This is a genomic window from Ensifer sp., from assembly GCF_035999135.1.
Classification (GTDB): domain Bacteria; phylum Pseudomonadota; class Alphaproteobacteria; order Rhizobiales; family Rhizobiaceae; genus Ensifer.
Map to the genome: position 1 here is coordinate 1 of NZ_DASYGZ010000142.1, position 18,898 is coordinate 18,898.

The window sequence follows — 18,898 nt, forward strand, 5'->3', positions numbered from 1 at the left end:
TGGCGAGCCAGATGAGGCAGCCGCCGAGCGCCAGCCAGCGCCCTTTTCCCTTGAGAGTGCGCACGCTCATTTGTGCTTCTCCAGATAGGGCTTGAGGATGGCGAGATAGACGAGGCCGATGACGGTGATGACGATCAGGAAGAGGAAGGAAAGCGCCGAAGTGTAACCGAGGTTGAACTTCTTGAAGCCTTCCTGATAGGCGAACAGCGTCAGCGTCTCGGTCGAGATCCCCGGCCCGCCGCCCGTCATGACGAAGACCGTATCGATGATCTTGTAGCTCTCGATCAGCCGGATGAAGACGACGGCAACCGAGATCGGCAACAGCATCGGGAAGGTGATGTCGCGGAACTGCTGCCAAGGCGTGGCGTTTTCGAGCGCCGCCGCCTCGTAGACGTCGTCAGGCAGCGTCTGCAGGCCGGCGAGCATCATCAGGATGACGAAAGGCGTCCACTGCCAGACCTCGACTGCGATGATCGAGCCGAGCGCCCAGCTCGTCTGGGTGAGGAACGGCAGATTGGGCAACCCAATCGCCGTCATCAGCTCATTGAGCGGCCCCATTGTCGGATTGAGCACCTGGCGTGCGATCAACGCGACGGCAACCGGCGCGACCAGCATCGGCAACAGGAAGCTGACGCGAAAGATGCCTTCCCCCGGCACCCGCGAATTCAGCGCCAGCGCCACCGAGAGGCCGATGACATATTGCAGACCGACGGAAATGAAGGCGATCAGCGTCGTCGTGCCCGCCACATGCCAGAAGCGTGGGTTTTGCAGGAGGTCGATGTAGTTGCCGAAGCCGACGAAGCGGGCTGGCGTCGGCGGCACGAGCCGCATGCTCATGAAGCTCGTCGTCAGCGAATAGACCAGCGGGAAGATCGAGATCAGAAGCACGATCAGCAGCGCCGGCCAGATGAAGAAGTGCTTGATCGGGTCGTTGCGCGTCATGCGGCCGGACCTCTTGCAAGCAGCGCCTCGATCTCGGCGAGTGTCGGCATGGCGGGCGCGGTGCCTCGCCGGGTCACGGCAATGCCGGCCGTGGCGCAGCCGAAGCGCACCGCATCAACAGGTGAAAGGTCCCGCGCCAGCGCCGCAGAGAACCCACCGACGAAGGCGTCGCCGGCACCTGTCGTGTCGATCACCGGACCGCTGGCGATTGCAGGCACCAGCACCGACTGCTCGTGGTTATGGTAAAGCACGCCGCGTTCGCCGAGCGTGATCAGGGCCGTCTTTGCACCCTTCCTCAACAGCGCGTCGCCGGCGCGACGAACATCGTCCTGTGTCGACAGCGAAAAGCCGACGATTGCTGCCGCTTCGGTTTCGTTCGGCACGAGGTAGTCGCAGAGCGGGTAGATCGCATCCGGAAAAGGTTCCGCCGGCGCCGGATTGAAGACCGTGATGACACCGGCTGCATGGGCGATCTCGAGCGCGCGTTGGGCTGCGGCGACCGGCTGTTCCAGCTGGGTAACGAAGATTCGCGAGCCCTCGATCGTCTCGCGCGCGGCCTCGACATCGTCGACACCGATGGAGCCGGCGGCACCCGGGTAGACGATGATGGCATTCTCACCGTTCTGATCGTTCACGTAGATGAAGGCCGCACCTGTCGGCAGATCGTCCATCTCGACGATCTTCGGCGTCACGCCAGCTTCGGCATAGGTGCGCAGCGCCATCTCGCCAAACGTGTCGCGGCCAAGCTTGGAGATGAAGGAGACCGAGCTGCCTGCCCGCGCGCAGGCAACCGCCTGGTTCGAGCCCTTGCCGCCAGGCCCGACCGAGAACCCGCTGCCGGTAATCGTCTCGCCGACGACCGGCAAGCGCCGCGCCAGATAGGCCGTGTCGGCGACGAAAATGCCAAGGATGGAAACACCAGTCTTCATTCAAGCCTCCCCCTGCGACCGCACCGCAAGGAAACGGCGTGCCCAGGCAATCTCTCGCGATTTCATGTCTGGCCCTGCGCGGCGACCGCGCAGGCATGTCTCTCAGGTCCTGGGCGGAATCACGCCCTTGGTGAACAGGAAGCAGCCATAAAAGCGCGCCTCACCCGTGGTGATGACGCAGTAGGCTTTCTTGGCTTCTTCGTAGAACTTGAAGCGTTCGATGCCGTACATCGGCGCCGACTTGCCCTCGGCGCGATCGATCGCGGCCTGGACTTCCTGCTGCACCGGCAGGACCTCATCGGGCGCGCCCATCACCTCCATGCGACCTGCCGAAGGCTGCAACGGCGTGTCGAGCGGTAATACGGACAGCACCGCCTCGACGGCGCGCGCGGCCGACACGTTATCGATCCGCAACAGCGTGCCGAGCGTCGTCTTGCGGGCAATGGCATCTGAGGGAAAATTGGTATCGGAAATGACCAGCGTGTCGCCGTGGCCCATCGATCTGAGGGCATGCAGCACGTCTGCATTAAGCGCGGGGTCGATATTTTTCAGCATGCAGTCCTCCTCCAGACGGGTGCCGATTGCCATCGACAACGCCCAATGCGCTGGCCTTTCTGGCGAACGCGTCTCCCCAACTGTCTACACGTCCATCGCGCGAGCCGGCTCCCCCCGCCCCGCGCCTTGCGGATCCCTTACTCGCCGTAGGGGATCCAGATGTTCTTGACGTCGGTCGCACGGCGCAGATAGGCGGGGCCTTCCGCGGCATCGCGATCGAGCCAGTTCGTCGCCTTGCCGTAGTCGACAAAGGTGCGCTTCAGGTTGCCGGACGAGAGCATCTCGACCTGCGTCGACAGCTCCTGTGTACCGAATGCCCAGACCGCATCGACGTCGTTGTGGCTTGCCAGCGTCTTTGCCAGATCGATCGCCGAGCCGGTGACGATGTTGACGACGCCGGCCGGAACGTCCGATGTTTCGAGAACCGAGTAGAAGTCGGTGGCTGCGAGCGGATGCGGCTCGCTCGGGACGACGACGACACGGTTGCCAGTGGCGATCAATGGCGCAACGAGGCTGATCATGCCGAGAAGCGGTGCCTCCGGCGGGCAGATGACGCCGACGACGCCGATTGCCTCGGGCATGGCGAGCGAAACACCGCGAAGCGGCGGCTGATGCACGGCGCCTTCGTATTTGTCTGCCCAGGCACCGTAGGTGAAGAGGCGCGCGATCGAGGCCTCGACCTCAGCCTTGGCAGCGGCCGCTGAAGCCCCGGTCATCGCCGAGATACGGTCGGCGAATTCCTCGGCGCGGCCGCTGACGTTCTCGGCGATGTAGTAGAGGATCTGGGCGCGGTTGTGGGTCGTTGCCGAAGACCAGCCCGAGGCAGCTTGAGCCGCGACGACGGCGTTGCGGATGTCCTTGCGGTTGCCCTCGCCGACCTCGCCGAGCACCTTGCCCTTGGGCGAAAGCACGTTGCGGTTATAGTTGCCATCAGGCCGCGCCTGCTTGCCGCCGATGAAAAGCTTGGCGGTGCGATCGACCGATGGCAGGGCGAAATCGCCGGCGACCGGCTTAAGCATCGGCTCGGCAACGGCCGCGCGTAGCTTGCGGCCGAGCCAAGCCCTCGGCTTCAGATATTCATAGCAGCCCTCGCGGCCACCCTCGCGGCCGAAACCGGACTCGCGCTTGCCGCCGAATCCGGCGGACGCGTCGAAGAGATTGGTGGCGTTGACCCAGACGACGCCGGCGGCAAGCTTGGCCGCGACGTGCAGCGCCAGGCCGATGGTCTCGCTCCAGACGCTGGCGGCAAGGCCGTAGCGGGTGTGGTTGGCAAGCTGGATGGCCTCTTCCGGGGTGCGGAAGGTCATGGACACGGCGACGGGGCCGAAGATCTCTTCGGTTGCGACGATCGAGGTCGGCTGCACCCCGGTCAAAAGAGTCGGCGGATAGAAGCTGCCGCCCTTCGGCAGCTCGATCTTCGGCTGGTGCAGGGCAGCACCTTCGGCGACGCCCTTGGCGACGAGGGCTTCGATCCGCTGCAACTGCACCGGGGCGACGATGGCGGCCATGTCGATCGCCTTGTCGAGTGGATGGCCGACGCGCAGCGTCTGCATGCGGCGCTTCAGCCGCTCGTAAAACAGCGGTGCAACACCTTCCTGCACCAGGATGCGTGAGCCGGCGCAGCAGACCTGGCCCTGGTTGAACCAGATGGCATCGACCACGCCTTCGACAGCGCCATCGATATCGGCGTCGTCAAAGACGATGAAAGGCGACTTGCCGCCGAGCTCCAGCGTCAGCGACTTGCCGGTGCCGGCCGTGCGCTCGCGGATGAGGCGACCGACCTCGGTCGAGCCGGTAAAGGCGATCTTGTCGATATCGGAATGCTCGACGATCAGGGCGCCGGTATCGCCCTCACCCGTCACGACGTTGAGCACGCCTGCCGGCAGACCGGCGGCGGACGCAAGCTCGGCAAAGAGCAGCGCCGTCAGCGGCGTGAATTCGGCCGGCTTCAGGATGACGGTGTTGCCGAGCGCCAGCGCCGGTGCGACTTTCCAGGCGAGCATCAGGAACGGGAAGTTCCAAGGAATGACCTGGCCAACGACGCCAACCGGCACCTGATCGGCAAACTCGGTTTCCTGCAGCTGCGCCCAGCCGGCATGGTGATAGAAATGGCGGGCAGCAAGCGGCACGTCGATGTCGCGCGTTTCGCGGATCGGCTTGCCGTTGTCGAGGGCCTCGACCACGGCAATCAGGCGCGCATGGCGCTGGATCATGCGGGCGAGCGCATAAAGATGACGGGCACGGGCATGACCCGGCAGCTTGGCCCAGGCGGCTTGCGCCTTGCGGGCAGCGGCAACCGCATCGTCGACGTCCTTGGCGCCGCCGAGCGCGATCTTTGCAAGCAGCTTGTCGGTTGCCGGCTCCTTCGTCTCGAAGGTCTTGCCCGAGGCGGAGGCGACGAAGGCGCCGTTGATGAAGTGGCCGAATTCGCCCTTGTGACGGGCGAGCCACTTGCGGGCTTCCGTGTCGGCTTCGGGGGCTGGGCCATAGGACATTTCGTCAAAATACCTTGCGACAGTCATCGGGATCATCCAATCGGGTGTCGGTTGAGGGCCGAGTAGGCGCCGGTCACGTGATGCTCGAGCTGACGCTCGATGTCGGCGAGCAGGCTCGATGCGCCGATACGGAAGAGATCCGGCTCGAGCCATTCGCGGCCCAGCTCGTCCTTCATCAGGAACTGGTAGTTGAGGATATCCTTGGCCGCCGAGATGCCGCCGGCGGGCTTGTAGCCGACCTTGAGGCCGGTCTGTTCCTGATAGGCGCGGATCATGCGCAGCATCACGAGCGTCACCAGCAGCGTGGCGTTGACGCCTTCCTTGCCGGTCGAGGTCTTGATGAAGTCGGCACCGGCCATCATGCAGACCAGCGACGCGCGGGCGACGTTGCGCAGCGTCTTCAGGTCGCCGGTCGCAAGAATGGCCTTCACATGGGCGTCGCCGCAGGCGGCGCGGAAATCACGCATCTCGTCATAGAGCGCCTGCCAGTTGCCGGTGAGCACATGCTCACGGGTGATGACGATGTCGATTTCCTTGGCGCCATCTGCGACCGAAGCTTCGATCTCGCGCAGCTTCACGTCATGCGGAATGAGGCCGGCGGGAAAACCGGTGGAGACGGCCGCAACCGGAATGCCGGAACCGTCGAGCGCCTCGACGGCGGTGGAAACGAAACGGTGATAGACGCAGACAGCGCCGGTGGTGATACCGCGACTGCCCATGCCGATCGCCTCGAGCAGGTCCTGGCGAACCGGCTGGCGAGCCTTGGCGCAGAGGCGCTTGACGCGCTCGGTCGTATCGTCGCCGTTCAGCGTCGTCAGATCGATGCACGTCACAGCCTTCAGCAGCCAGGCGGCTTGCGCGTCTTTCTTGACTGTCCGACGACCGGGAAGCGTCGCCACGCGCCGCTCGGCGGCGGACAGATTGACGCGCTGGTCCAGCACCCAGCCAAGATCGAGATCGATACCGTTGTTGCGCGGCAAGTTGTGGCCCGCCGCGGGCGAATGCGCAGCCTTCGGCGCGCCAGTCTTCACAGCAAGGTCTTTCAAGCGATGACTCCTTGAACTCCCTGTCACGGCACAACATTACACCCAAGCAGGCGGCCGTGGAGATCAATTTTGTTATTTTTCTACCGATTTTTTGTGACTATTCCATCAAAGTTTTGAGGTGTCAAGCGAAGTGCCGGGAATTTGACGATTTTGTAATATTTTTGGCAGGCCGGCAATTACTGCGCAGGCACCAGGGTCTCGCCCTCTTCCGTAATGACGGAGCGAAACACGTGAAGCGGCGCAAAGAATGCCGGCTTCAGCTTGCCGATCTTGCTCATGTCGATGACGAGGTGGCTTTCGCGGGCAAGCGAGATGACCTTCTGCTTCACCGACACCTCATGGAAATGCACACAGGTGGCGCCGCGGCCGGGATCGACACCGGCCGCCGACAGGAACGCAACGTTGATGCCGAGCGAATCGAGCGTCTCCAGCCCGGAATTGCCGGAGAAGGACGCCGATGAGGGGTGATAGACGCCCCCCAGCATGACGATCCGGACATTGGGCCTGTGGGTCAGCTTCTCTGCGACGTTCAGCGAATAACATACTGCAGTGATTGAATAATTTTCCGGGATAAGGTCGACGAGATATTCCAGCGTGGTGCCGCAATCGATGAAGATCGTCTCGTCCGGACGAATGTGGCGGGCCGCATGAACGCAGGCGTCGCGCTTGGCGGCCGCATGGCTGTCGGCTTCGCGCGCCAGCTCATAGGGCGCATCCGGCTCGATCTCGCCGGCCGGCACGATATGCCCGCCGAGAAAGGCGAACTGGCCGGGATTGTCGGCGACATCGCGGCGAATGGTCATTTCCGAAACACCAAGCAGGGCAGCGGCATCGCGCAGATGCAGCACCCTACGCCCGGAAAGCGCGTCGGCGAGCTGGATGATGCGGGATATCTTACGGCTGACCATGATTTCTTCCGTCTTCGGACCAGATTTGCTGACCTCTGCCCGCGAATGCGGCATCGAACAGCATTTGTGAAATTTATCACAAAATTGCGTCAGCAAGCAAGGGGACTCACATTGCTTGAAAAGCAGCCAACGGGAATTGGCGATCAGTGGCACAGAAAAATCGAAACGGCGGGCAATCTTGCCCGCCGCCCCAATGAATGACTGAACTTGGTGCAACGACCCGGAAACCGAAACGGCGTCAGCCTGCGACGGGCGCCGTCCGCTCCGCCAGCCAGGCCAGGCTTTCGGTGTCGAGCAGGCCTTCCGCCTCCTCCACAACGCGCCGGTGATAGGTGTCGACCCATTGCCGTTCAGCGTGCGTCAGCAGATCGACATCGGCCAGGCGCATGTCGATCGGAACCAGCGTCAAGCTGCGAAAGCTGAAGAAGCCATCGCCATCGTCGACCACCTCGACCTGGTTCTCGATGCGAATGCCGTAGGCGCCGGCCTTGTAATAGCCCGGCTCGATCGTCGTCACCATGCCCGGCGTGAGTTCGATCTCGTTGACGCGGCGATCGAAGCGTTGCGGCTGCTCATGGACCGAGAGGAAATGGCCGACGCCGTGACCGGTGCCGTGATCGTAGTCGAGCCCGAGGTCCCAGAGCGGACGGCGGGCGAAAGCATCGAGCTGATGGCCGAAGGTGCCCTTGGGGAATTTCAGCGTCACCATCGAAATCAGCCCCTTGAGTACGGCCGTATAGGCGCGCCGGACCTCGTCGCCGACGGGGCCGATCGCGGTCGTCCGGGTCGCATCGGTGGTGCCGGTCAGATATTGCCCACCGCTGTCGAGCAGATAGACCCCGCCCCTCCTGATCGGCGCGCTGGTCTCCTTCGTCGCCGCGTAGTGGCACATCGCCGCGTGACCGTCGGCTGCCGAGATCGAGCGGAAGCTCGGTTCGACGAAGCTCTCGTCCATCTGCCGGTAGGCGAGAATGCGGTCCTCCGCCTCAAGTTCGCTCACCGCTTTGCCGCTGGCATCCCGTTCCGCGGCGTTCCGTTCGAGCCAGGCGAAGAAACGGATCCAGGCTGCGCCGTCTAAGCGATGACACTCGCGGAAACCGGCAAGCTCGGTCTCGTTCTTGTGCATCTTGGCGAGCGTGATCGGGCTTCGCGCCAGTTGCACGGTCCCGCCGGCGGCCCGCGTTGCATGAGCCGTCGCGGACGGGGCGAAGCCGGGGTCGATCAGAGCCGTGCGGCCGCCGGCCATTGCCCTCACGCGCTCGAGCAATTGCCGCGGCTGGGCGATTGCCACATCGTCGAGTTCGAAATCCGAAAGGTCGTTCGGCAGCTTGCGATGATCGACAAGCCATTCGGTCCGCCCGGAACGATCGACGATCAGGAAGGACTGCGGCATCGGATTGAAGGCGACATCGCGGCCGCGGACGTTGAGGAACCAGGCGATATTGTCCGGCTGGGCCTCGATCAGAAGGTCGGCGCCCTCTGCCTCCAGCATGTCGGCTATGCGCCGCTTCTTGTCGGCAACGCTTTCGCCGGAGTAGGTGACCGGAAAAGCCGTGATCTTGCCAAGCGGTTTTTCCGGCTGGTCGGTCCAGATCGCATCGACGAGATCGCCGTCGACAGCGGTCCAGACGCCGCCCGCCTCTGCGACCGGACGACCGCAGTCGGCGTCCCAGGTCGAGGGCAACAGCATGGCATTGAAGCCGACACGTTCGCCCTTGCGCAGGTTGTGCCTCAGCCACGTCTTCAGCGGTGCGTCATAGAAATGTTCGATGGTGAAGGTCCCAAGATCCACCTCGTCGCGCACCTGCACCTGATAGCGGCCGTCGACGAAGATGGCCGCGCGATCGCGCATGACGATCGCGACGCCCGCCGAGCCTGTGAAACCGGTAACGAAGGCCAGCCGGTTATCATGCGGCGCGCAATATTCGCCCTGGTGTTCGTCGAAACGCGGCACGACGTAGCCATCGAGCCCGGTTTCGGCAAGCTTGCGGCGCAGCGCGCCGATCCGGCCGGAGATATCCGGCCTCGCTCTCGTATCCATGATGTCTTTCCTATCGAGTGGTGCTTCAGGCGTCGCCGATCGTCTCGGCGAAATGGCAGGCGGTCATGCCCGATCCAACCGGGCGCAGCGCCGGCTTTTCGCGGCGGCAGAGCTCGGTTGCGTGCGGGCAGCGCACGTGGAAGGGACAGCCCGTCGGAATGGCGAGCGGGCTCGGCAATTCGCCGGACAGCGCCGGGGCACGGCGCCTGGCGCCGGGATCGAGCGAAGGCGCCGCTGCGAGCAAGCCCTTGGAATAGGGATGCATCGGCTTTGAAAACAGCGCCTCGGACGGACCGATCTCGACGATCGCGCCGAGATAGATGACGGCGACCCGGTGCGAAACGTGACGCACGAGGCGCAGATCATGGGCCACGAACAGCACGGTCAGACCCAATTCGTCCTGAAGCTCGATCAGCAGGTTGACCACCTGCGCCTGCACCGAGACGTCGAGGGCGGAGACCAGTTCGTCGGCAACAAGACAGGTCGGCTCCAGCGACAGCGCCCGGGCGATGCCGATCCGCTGGCGCTGACCGCCCGAGAATTCGTGTGGGTACTTGTCGGCAGCACCCTCCGGCAGCCTGACGAGGTCCAGCAGTTCGTCGACCCGTCGGTCGATCGCCGCCCCCTCGCGCATCCTGTGCACCGATATCGCCTCCCGCAGCGTATCGCGCACGGTCATGCGCGGATTGAGCGAGGTATAGGGGTCCTGAAACATCATCTGGACCCGCCTGTTATAGGCGCGCCGCCGCGCGCCCTTGAGCCCGACGACACCTTCGCCCTCGAACAGGATGTCGCCGGATGTCGGTCGATGCAGCCCGGCGATCAGCCGTGCGAGCGTAGACTTGCCGCAGCCGGATTCCCCGACGATCCCAAGCGTCTCGCCGGGCATGACGTCGAGGTCAACACCGTTGACTGCCGAGACGACCTGAAGCGGGCGTCGGGCGAGCGCATCGGAGAGCGAGCGCCGCTTTTCGAAGCGCATCGAAAGTGCGCGAAGCGAAAGCAAGGGTGACGTGCTCGCTGAAACGGGCATGGTCATTGTGCCGCCTCCCGTGGTCTGAAGTGTGTTTGGGCGTCGCCAAGATAGTGACAGGCGACCTGGCGCAACCCGCCGACCGCCTCAAGGCGAGGGCGAACGTCCGGACATTCGGCGCCGGCCACCGGACAGCGGGCGCTGAAGGCGCAGCCTGATGGAAGCGCGTTCAAGGCCGGCGGGGCGCCCGGGATCGAGTAAAGCGGCGTGCGCGGCGGCACGTCACGCGGGATCGAGCGCAGCAGGCCCAGCGAATAGGGATGGCGCGCATCGGCGATCACATCCGCCGTCGAGCCGACCTCGCAGAGACGACCGCCATACATCACGGCCACCCGGTTGCACGTTTCGGCGACGACGCCCATGTCGTGGGTGACGAGGATTACCGCCATGCCGAGATCGCGGCTCAGCGACTGGATCAGCCTGAGGATCTGGTCCTGGATGGTGACGTCGAGTGCCGTCGTCGGCTCGTCCGCCAAAAGCAGTCTCGGATTGGAGGCAAGCGCGATGGCGATCATCACCCGCTGCCGCATGCCGCCGGAAAATTCGTGCGGGAAATCATCAAGACGATTGCGCGCCGCGGGAATGCCGACCAGGTCCAGAAGCTCGATCGCGCGGGCTTTTCTCTGCCTTGCATCGAGATCCGTATGCGCCACGAGATTTTCCTGGATCTGCAATCCGACCGTCAACAGCGGATTAAGCGACGACATCGGCTCCTGGAAGATCATCGCGATCTCACGACCACGGATCCGACGGAGTTGCGGCTCGGAGAGCGGCACAAGGTCCCGGCCGTTCCAGAGGATTTCACCGGCGACGCGCCCCCGCGGACGGACAATGCCGAGGATCGAACGCAGCGTGATGCTTTTGCCCGATCCGGACTCGCCGACGAGCCCGAGAATTTCGCCCTGCCCGACCTGGAACGACACGTCGTCGACGGCGACCAGCGGCCGTTCGCGCGGACCGAATTCGGTGCGCAGGTTTCTGACGTCGAGAACGACTGGCTTTTGATGTGCTCTCATCTCAGCGCCCCTTCGGTCGAAGCAGGTCGGCCAGCGCGTCGCCGACGAGGCTGAAGCCGAGCCCGGTCAAGACGATGGCGATGCCGGGCATCAGGCTCATCCACCAGGCGGTCATCAGGAAGTTGCGGCCTTCGGCGATCAGCACGCCCCATTCGGCAGCGGGCGGTTGAGCGCCAAGGCCGAGATAACCGAGGGAGGAGCCGAGCAGGATGGCGAGCGCCATGTCGGTCATCCAGTAGACGATGATCGGCGAGAGCGCGTTCGGCAGCAAATGGCGGAAGATGATGCGCCGATCGGAATAGCCGAGCACCCGGCCGGCCGCGGCATAGTCGTTGGCCTTCTGCGCCATGATTTCGGCGCGCGTCAGCCGGGCGTAATAGACCCAGTTCACGGCGGTGATCGCCACATACATGTTGACGAGGCCCGGCCCGAGCACCGCGACGATGGCAATCACCAGAACCAGAAAGGGAAAGGTGATGATGGCGTCGACGCAGCGGCCGAAGATCACGTCGGCGATGCCGCCGTAATAGCCGACGAAGGCGCCGACCGCGAGCCCGATCAAAAGCGCGAAGATCGTCGCGAAGAAGGCCATCTGCATGTCAACGCGATAGGCCCAGATGACCCGCGACAGCACGTCGCGGCCGAAATTGTCGGTGCCGAAGGGATGTGCAAGGCTCGGTCCCTGCTGCATCGCCTGCAGGTCGAAGGCGAGCGGATCGTAAGGGGCGAACACCTGAGGAAAGAGCGCAAGCGCCAGCGACAGCCCGAGAATGGCGATCCCCACGGCGAAGGACGGGCGGGCGAAAGCGCGGACGAGGAATGCGGCAAGCCGCCCCTTACTGCGCGAACGGGATGGGATGACGGCGCTCATGATTGGCGAAGCCTCGGGTCGAGCCAGGATTGAACGACATCCGTCAGGAGAAAGACGACGGAGACGAGTACGGCAAAGGTCAGCGTCAGCCCCTGGATCAGCGGATAGTCGCGGGCAAAGATCGCTTCCAGCATCAGCCGGCCGACGCCCGGAATGGCAAAGACCGTTTCGGTCACCAGCGTCCCGCTCATCAGGTTGCCGATCGACAGGCCCAGCAGCGTCACCGTCGAAACCAGCGCGTTTCTGAGGACATGCCGGGTCATGATGATGCGCGGTGACAACCCCTTGGCACGGGCGAACTGCACATAATCGGCGTCGAGCACCTCGATCAGCGAGGCCCGGAGATTGCGCAGGATGATCGCCGACGTATAGAGCGCGACGCTCAGCGCCGGCAGGATCAGGTGGTAGAGATTGGCGAAGAAGGTCTTGCCGTAACCGCCGACCGGAAACCAGCGCAACTGCGCCGCAAGCACCGTCAGAAGCAGAAGCCCGATGTAGAAGACGGGCATGGAAAGCCCCACCTGGAACACGCTGCGAATGGCGACATCGACGGGGCTGTTGACCCTGGCGGCCGCGAGGAACGCCAGCGGCCCGGCAAGGATCACGGCGAGCACGACGGAATAGAGCGCCAGGAAGATCGTCGTCGGCAGACGGGCGAGGATGATCTCGGTCACCGGCGCCTTCAGCATGATCGAACGACCGAGATCGCCTGTCAGCGTGTTCTTCACAAAGACAAGAAACTGTACCGGCAGCGGCTGGTCGAGGCCGAGGTTCTGCCGGATTTGTTCCAGCTGCGCATCGGTTGCCTTGGCTTCGGCCATGGCGATGGCCGGATCGCCCGGCAACAGGCGCACGAGCAGGAAGATGAAGACCATCACCAACAGGAATGTCGGGATGATCTGCAAAAGCCGCGCCACGAGATAGGAAAGTGAGGGCATGGATCCAACCTTCACCCCGTATGCCTGGAGGCTCGCACCGCCAGACATACGGGAAGCGTTGCGTTATCAGTCGGCGCGCCATGCTTCAGAGAAGTCGTTGGCGCCGAGCGGCGTCTGCACGTAGCCTTCGATCGACTTGGACACGGCGACGGCAAAGGGCGTTTCGAACAGGAAGAGCAGCGGCGCATCCGCGGCATAGATCTCCTGCATGCGCTTGTACTCGTCCTTGCGCTTGGCCGGATCGGTCTCGACGTTGGAGGCTTCGAACAGCGTGTTGAATTCCTGGTTGTTCCAGCCGGTGCCGACCGCCTGGCGCTGCTTGTAGTAGCCGAGCCAGCCGGTCACCTGCGCCGGATCGTTGACGTCGTTCGCCCAGCCGTAGGTATGGATGTCGAAGTCGCCGGAACGGTTCTTTTCGCCGCGCGTCGGGTTGTCGACCTGCTCGACCTTGAGGTTGACGCCAAGCGGCGCCCACATCTGCTGCAGGGCGGTAAACAGCGTCGCATCGTCGGCACTGCCGGCAAGCGTCGTGAGCTTCACCTCGAAGCCGCTGCTGAGGCCGGCGTCGGCAAGCAACTGCTTGGCCTTTTCCGGATCATAGGGGTAGAGCGGTTCCGGCCCGTAATGCAGTTGCGTTGCCGCCGACATCAGCGAGGTCATCGGCTTGCCGGTGTCGAAGGTGACGAGCTTGATCAGGACGTTCTTGTCGGTCGCATAGTTCAGCGCCTGGCGCACCTTGACGTCGGCAAGCGGGTTCTTCGCACCGTCCTTCTTGGCCTCACGGGTGTTGATCGGCGCGTAGACGATGCGTGTCGATGGGAAAAGCTCCATCTTCAGGTTTGGGTCGGCGCCGAGCTCGCCAACGCGGGCAAAGGGAATGAACTCGGCCGCATCGACTTCGCCGGCCTGCAGCTTGAGAATTCGGGTGGCATCGTCGGGGATGACGAGGAACTCCACCCGGTCGAGATAGGGCAGCGGCTTGCCGTCTTCGCCCTGGCGCCAGTAATTCGGGTTGCGCTCGAAGCTCATGCTCGAGCCCTGGACATGGCTCTTCATAACGAAGGGACCTGATGTCACCGGGCCGCCCGCAAAGAAAGCCCTGGCCTTTTCCTGGTCCGTCGCGCCGGCTGCCTTCTCGAAGGCGGCCTTCGGCATGATGCCGGTGTTGAACGTCGCAAGGATCGAAATGATCGTGGGATCGGGATTCTTGAGAGAGACAGTGACCTTGCTGCCGTCGACAGTCACCTTATCGACCGCACCGAGCAGGCCGGCCCAGGGGCCGAGACTGGCATCGCGGGCACGGTCGAGCGAGAAGACGACGTCGGCGCCGGTGAGGTTCGAACCGTCGGAGAACTTCAGACCGCTTCTGAGCGTCAGCGTGATGGTCTTGCCATCCGCAGAGACGTCATATCCCTCGGCGAGACCTGGCACGATCGACCCATCAGGCCCGTTGCGCAACAGCGTCTCGTAGAGGCCGTTCACCATCCAGAGATCAGGATTGCGGTCGGCGTAAACCGGATCGATGACGGTCGAATCGTCATAGCGCGCGAATGTCATCGCGCCGCCGCGCTCGATCGCAAACGCCGAGGTGGCCGCAAGCAAGCCAAGCGTCGCCCCGAGCATGATTGGCAATATACGTTTCATCTCACTCCTCCTTTTTGCCGCAGCCGGCATCGATCGCGCGCCCAACGCGTTCATTTGGATATTGGATCCAATTTTTCTTAGTGTTTTTGGACGCCGACGGATTGCCGCGAAGACGTTTTTGTCGTTCCCCTTTTCAAGAAGGCCGGCATTCGATCTGATCGCTTGCCGAACCAACTTTAGTCCGACTAAAGTACATCGATAGACGTGAGTCAAGTGGAAAGAAAGTCATGCCCCTGAAGATCGAAGAGGCGCCGGGAACAGCCGGCGGCGCCTCCCGTCCCGATGCCCCGACCACCGCCTCGCTCGGCCAGATGCTACGTGCCCGCCGCAAGGAAATCGGCAAGACCATGAAGGACGTGGCGCGCGAGGCCGGGCTGACGGAAGGCTTTATCAGCCAGATCGAGCGCGGCATTTCCACACCCTCGCTGATCTCGCTCTACAATGTCGCCAACGCGCTCGGCACCAGCGTCGACACCTTCCTCTCGCAGCCGCCCCAGCACGGCCATTCGATGGTGTCGCATGCAGGCGCGCGCCCAGGCTACAATGTCGAAACGAAGGAGCGCGTCTACGAACTGATAGAACGCGGCTTCCCGGGCGCTTCACTGAACGGCTGCATCACGCACATGCCGGCAGGCTACGCATCGGAACTCACCAGCCACGACGGCGAGGATTTCCTCTACCTGATCGACGGCGAGATGCTCTACGAGATCGACGGCAAGGAATACCTGCTGAAGGCCGGCGACACGCTGCACTTCCCCGCCTCCCTGCCGCATCGCGCCCGCAATGTCGGCGCCGGCCCGGCGCGGGAGCTCTGGGTCGGAACCACCCGGATCATCAAGGAAGATTGAACGGTTGCGCGGGCCGTAAGGTGCGCGCGCAACGCTTTGCCTGATCTGACGGGGCACCGCCCACGATGGGGGGCGCCCGTCTGAGCGACTACTGCTTGCGCGGCCAGGTATCGGCGAGTCGGTAACCGGCCGGCCACGGATCGGCCGGATCGAGCATCAGCTGGTGGGTACCAGTGATCCAGGCGCGACCGGAGATTTCCGGCACGATCGCCGGACGGCCACCGACCGTCGTTTCACCGGCGATGCGGCAATCAAACGTCGAGTCGATGATCGAATGGCCGCTGAAGCGCTGGCCGACCTTCATGATGCCGCGCGCATGCAGCACCGCCATGCGCGCCGAGCAGCCGGTGCCGGTTGGCGAACGGTCGAGCTTCGCCGGCTGGATGACGACGGTGTTGCGACCGTGAAGGATGCCGTCCTTCTCCTCGACCGGCAGCGTCAGCTGGCAGAAGGAGATGTGAGCCCATTCCGGGTTTTCCGGATGGGTGAAACCGAGCTGCTCATTGGCGGCGCGGGTGATCTTGATACCGGTTTCGGCAAGCTCGCGCGCCTCGTCCGGTGTCACCGAAAAACCGAGAGCGCGGGCGTCGGTGATGACGAAGCTGTCGCCGCCATAGGCGGTGTCGACAGTCAACGTGCCCAGGCCTTCGACTTCGAGCTTGGCATCGAGCTTGTCGGCGAAGGACGGAACGTTGGTCACCGTGATGCGCTCGGCCTTGCCATTGCGGCACTGGGCGACGACGTTGACGAGCCCGCCCGGCGCTTCAAGCACCATGCGCGTTTCGGGCTCCTGCATCGGCACGATGCCGCTGTCGAGCAGCACGGTCGAAACGCAGATCGAGTTCGAGCCGGACATCGGCGGCGTGTCCTCGGGCTCCATGATGATGAACCCCATCGTCGCCCGCGGATCCTTCGGCGGCACCAGCAGGTTGATGTGGCGGAAGACACCACCGCGCGGCTCGTTGAGCACGAAATTGCGCAGCGTCTGGTCTTCTGCAATGAATCGGCGCTGCTCCCAGAGGGTCGCGCCCGGCGGCGGTGCCACGCCACCGACGATGACGTCGCCGACCTCCCCTTCCGCGTGGCAGGAAACGATGTGGACGATCTTGTTGCTGCGCATGCCCTTCTCCTTCCATGATGGTGACAGCCGCCACCCGGGACCCACCGGTGCGTCGCGCATCGGCTTTCTCCCACACTCGCTCAGGACGATGGCGCGACCACGCCCACCCGGCAAGATGACTCATAGAAAAATTGGATCCAATATACAATCTGCCCGATCAAAAATGTCCGGGCGGCTGTCCGCTGGAGGTGATGCAAGCCAGAACGAGCGGCAATGTCGGCAAGGGCGGGCGAAAATTGTCCGCTACTCAAGCATGACCACGGCCTCGACTTCGAAGAGCATAGGGTCGATCGCCAGCTTCGGAACAGGAACGAGCGTCTGGGCCGGCAGCGTCGTGCCGAACATCGCCTTGACGTTGCGGGTCAGGATTTCGAGTTTGCCCATATCGTGAGCGACCACGTAGATCGTCAGCTTGGCGACCTGATCCGGCCTTGCGCCGAGGCCATCGAGGGCGGCGCGAAGGTTTGCATAGGCCTGCTCGACCTGGACAGCGAAATCGGGCGATAGGCCACCTCTTGCGTCCTGGCCGCCCTGGCCGGAAATGTAGGCGATCCTCGCGCCCGCCGGCACGATCACCGCGGTGCTGTAGCCGTTCGGCGTCGGATCGTAGAGATTTTTGGGGTTGACGATCGTCAGCCTCTGTCCGGTTTCCGTTGCAGTGGCTTGTGTGGGAACACCCGTGGTCATGATCAATAGCCCTCCGATGAGCAGATGCCTGTAAATGCGTGACATGTTGTCCTCCTGGCTCCGGCACGTGCGGCCATGGAGCGCCCAGTGGCGCGTACGAGATTTCATTCGGCCGCTCGAATGAAGTCTCGTACGCTGTACGATTAATTTGCATCGTACAGCGTACGAGTCAATTGCTCCGAGTCGATATTTGTCGCATTGTCGGCCGAAATCGGCAGCGCACGCGGCAAGGAAGACGGATGGCAGGCAAGAGAGATGATGCTGCCAACAAGCGGCAACAGGCGACGGGCGCACACGCAAAGTCCGCACCGAAGCCGCGCGGCGAGCCGTCTCTCTCGCTGGAGCGGATCGTGTCGACCGCGGTCGATCTGCTGGACACCGAGGGCATCGAGGGCTTGAAGATGCGTCAGCTCGCCAATCGTCTCGGCTCGGGCGCGATGAGCCTCTATTGGCATGTCGGCAACAAGGAGGAAGTCTTCGATCTGGCGCTCGACGCGGTGCTCGAATATCGCCCGCCGCAGGACACGGCCGTGCCTGGGGACTGGCGAGAGGAGCTTGTCCACCTGCTCGAGGACTGGCGCGCCTGCATGCTGCGGCATCCCTGGTCGGCATCCTTGCTGCCGCGCAGGGCACTGGGCCCCAACATGCTTGCTCGCCTCGAACTGCTGAGCCGGAGCTTATCGGGAGCCGGCGTCGCCGAGACGGACCTGAACGTGTCGATCTGGTCGTGCTGGAATTACGTGATCGGCGCAACCGTGACCCGCGCGAGCTTCGAGCTTTCGCACGAGGATATGGCAGCAGCCCAGCAGCGCCTGGCCGAGCTTGGCGAACGCTACCCGACGATCGGGCGTACGGGGCTGCTCATGGACAGCGACTGGGACGGCGCATTCAGGAAGGGCCTCGATTTCCTGATCGACGGCCTGTCGTCAAAGCAGACCCCCGCGATGACCGAGGGATGAAGGCAACTGCGGACACGTTTCAGCTCCACCAATGGCCGTCAGGCACAGTCTTCAGCTTTCGAGCGCGGGCGCTGTTGCCCGATCCGACGATTGGACCTATGACCTTTGCCGACCGTGCCAACACGTAAAGACATCGCCAGGCCAGCCGGCATGGCCAACAGGGTTTGAACAGGATGAAGCTCGACGCCGTCGATGTCAGGCAAGCCGCCTCAGCCGCCGATATCGTCTATGAGGCGCTGCGCAAGGCAATCATCGAGGGTGATCTTGCCGAGGGCGAGAACCTGCGTCAGGACCACATCGCCCAGATGTTCAACACCAGCCGCATCCCGGTGCGCGAAGCCCTTTCCCGTCTCGAGCAGCACGGCCTGATCACCACCGAACGCTACAAGGGCGCGGTCGTCGCGGGCCTGTCGATCGAAGAAATCGAGGAGATCTTCGAATTCCGCGCGCTGATCGAAGCGGAGGTCATCCGCCTCGCCGTCCCCAATCTCGATCGCCGCACGCTGGATCTTGCGCGCCGCCATTGCGAGGAATTCGAGCAGGAGGACAACGCCGATCGCTGGGGCGAAATCAACCGCAACTTCCACTACAGCCTCTATGAAGCGGCACGCCGCCCCTACTACCTGCAGATCGTTCGCGCCTCGCTGGATCGCATCGACCGCTACCTCAGGGCACAGCTGACACTGACGTCAGGCATTGCCCGTGCGCGGCGTGAACACAAGGCGATACTCGATGCCTGCATTGCCCGCGACGGCGACCACGCGAGCGCTCTGACGCGGGACCACGTCCTTGACGCAGGCCGCTCGCTGATCGTTTTCCTGCGGGACCAGAGAGGCTGACAGCAACCTTGGCGCCTCGACGCCTCG

The 18,898-nt window shown here is 63.6% G+C and carries 17 protein-coding genes; 3 read left to right on the top strand and 14 right to left on the bottom strand.

Annotated features, from left to right (window positions below; translation table 11 throughout):
* Window positions 1-66: 66 nt before the first annotated feature.
* The 12 genes from VGO12_RS17040 to VGO12_RS17095 all read right to left on the bottom strand — a co-directional run bounded on the left by VGO12_RS17040 (window position 67) and on the right by VGO12_RS17095 (window position 14,418).
* The gene (locus VGO12_RS17040; RefSeq protein ID WP_327513930.1) at window positions 67-942 is read right to left on the bottom strand and encodes a sugar ABC transporter permease; all 876 of its coding nucleotides are present in this window, start codon (window positions 940-942) and stop codon (window positions 67-69) included.
* Window positions 939-1,871, bottom strand: a complete 933-nt coding sequence (gene rbsK / locus VGO12_RS17045) for a ribokinase (protein WP_327513931.1) — start codon at window positions 1,869-1,871, stop codon at window positions 939-941. The genes VGO12_RS17040 and rbsK overlap by 4 nt, the downstream gene beginning before the upstream one ends.
* Before the next feature lie 102 nt (window positions 1,872-1,973).
* Window positions 1,974-2,426: an RbsD/FucU family protein gene (locus VGO12_RS17050; RefSeq protein ID WP_327513932.1), complete on the bottom strand. Its 453-nt coding sequence runs from the start codon at window positions 2,424-2,426 to the stop codon at window positions 1,974-1,976.
* Window positions 2,427-2,563: 137 nt separating this feature from the next.
* Window positions 2,564-4,948 (bottom strand): aldehyde dehydrogenase family protein, encoded by a 2,385-nt coding sequence (locus VGO12_RS17055; RefSeq protein WP_327513933.1) that lies wholly within the window; start codon window positions 4,946-4,948, stop codon window positions 2,564-2,566.
* A 5-nt stretch (window positions 4,949-4,953) separates the two neighbouring features.
* The gene (gene deoC, locus VGO12_RS17060; protein WP_327513934.1) at window positions 4,954-5,967 is read right to left on the bottom strand and encodes a deoxyribose-phosphate aldolase; all 1,014 of its coding nucleotides are present in this window, start codon (window positions 5,965-5,967) and stop codon (window positions 4,954-4,956) included.
* A gap of 176 nt (window positions 5,968-6,143) precedes the next feature.
* Window positions 6,144-6,875 carry a DeoR family transcriptional regulator gene (locus VGO12_RS17065; RefSeq protein ID WP_327513935.1) on the bottom strand — a complete coding sequence of 244 codons (732 nt, stop codon included), beginning with the start codon at window positions 6,873-6,875 and terminating at the stop codon, window positions 6,144-6,146.
* Between the two features lie 238 nt (window positions 6,876-7,113).
* Window positions 7,114-8,916, bottom strand: a complete 1,803-nt coding sequence (locus VGO12_RS17070) for an aminopeptidase P family protein (RefSeq protein ID WP_327513936.1) — start codon at window positions 8,914-8,916, stop codon at window positions 7,114-7,116.
* A 25-nt stretch (window positions 8,917-8,941) separates the two neighbouring features.
* Window positions 8,942-9,949, bottom strand: a complete 1,008-nt coding sequence (locus tag VGO12_RS17075; protein WP_414650737.1) for an ABC transporter ATP-binding protein — start codon at window positions 9,947-9,949, stop codon at window positions 8,942-8,944.
* 2 nt (window positions 9,950-9,951) lie between these two features.
* Window positions 9,952-10,965 carry an ABC transporter ATP-binding protein gene (locus VGO12_RS17080; RefSeq protein ID WP_327513938.1) on the bottom strand — a complete coding sequence of 338 codons (1,014 nt, stop codon included), beginning with the start codon at window positions 10,963-10,965 and terminating at the stop codon, window positions 9,952-9,954.
* Window position 10,966: 1 nt separating this feature from the next.
* Window positions 10,967-11,836: an ABC transporter permease gene (locus VGO12_RS17085; protein ID WP_327513939.1), complete on the bottom strand. Its 870-nt coding sequence runs from the start codon at window positions 11,834-11,836 to the stop codon at window positions 10,967-10,969.
* Window positions 11,833-12,774, bottom strand: coding sequence for an ABC transporter permease (locus tag VGO12_RS17090; RefSeq protein ID WP_327513940.1), 942 nt, complete (start codon window positions 12,772-12,774; stop codon window positions 11,833-11,835). Before VGO12_RS17090 ends, VGO12_RS17085 begins: the two co-directional genes overlap by 4 nt.
* Window positions 12,775-12,840: 66 nt before the next feature.
* On the bottom strand, window positions 12,841-14,418 hold the full coding sequence (locus VGO12_RS17095) for an ABC transporter substrate-binding protein (protein ID WP_327513941.1): 1,578 nt from the start codon (window positions 14,416-14,418) through the stop codon (window positions 12,841-12,843).
* A 227-nt stretch (window positions 14,419-14,645) separates the two neighbouring features.
* On the opposite strand from VGO12_RS17095, the gene VGO12_RS17100 reads away from it, so the two are divergent.
* Window positions 14,646-15,266: a helix-turn-helix domain-containing protein gene (locus VGO12_RS17100; RefSeq protein WP_327513942.1), complete on the top strand. Its 621-nt coding sequence runs from the start codon at window positions 14,646-14,648 to the stop codon at window positions 15,264-15,266.
* Window positions 15,267-15,354: 88 nt separating this feature from the next.
* On the opposite strand, the gene VGO12_RS17105 is transcribed toward VGO12_RS17100, so the two are convergent.
* Together VGO12_RS17105 and VGO12_RS17110 are read right to left on the bottom strand one after the other, a co-directional pair.
* Entirely contained in the window at window positions 15,355-16,386 is a 1,032-nt protein-coding gene (locus VGO12_RS17105) for a trans-3-hydroxy-L-proline dehydratase (RefSeq protein ID WP_327513943.1), read from the bottom strand.
* A 243-nt stretch (window positions 16,387-16,629) separates the two neighbouring features.
* Entirely contained in the window at window positions 16,630-17,118 is a 489-nt protein-coding gene (locus VGO12_RS17110) for a RidA family protein (RefSeq protein ID WP_327513944.1), read from the bottom strand.
* 194 nt (window positions 17,119-17,312) lie between these two features.
* Here VGO12_RS17110 and VGO12_RS17115 point away from each other — a divergent pair, with 194 nt between their 5' ends.
* Window positions 17,313-18,032 (top strand): TetR/AcrR family transcriptional regulator, encoded by a 720-nt coding sequence (locus tag VGO12_RS17115; protein ID WP_327513945.1) that lies wholly within the window; start codon window positions 17,313-17,315, stop codon window positions 18,030-18,032.
* Between the two features lie 173 nt (window positions 18,033-18,205).
* On the top strand, window positions 18,206-18,871 hold the full coding sequence (locus VGO12_RS17120; RefSeq protein WP_327513946.1) for a GntR family transcriptional regulator: 666 nt from the start codon (window positions 18,206-18,208) through the stop codon (window positions 18,869-18,871).
* Window positions 18,872-18,898: the final 27 nt, after the last annotated feature.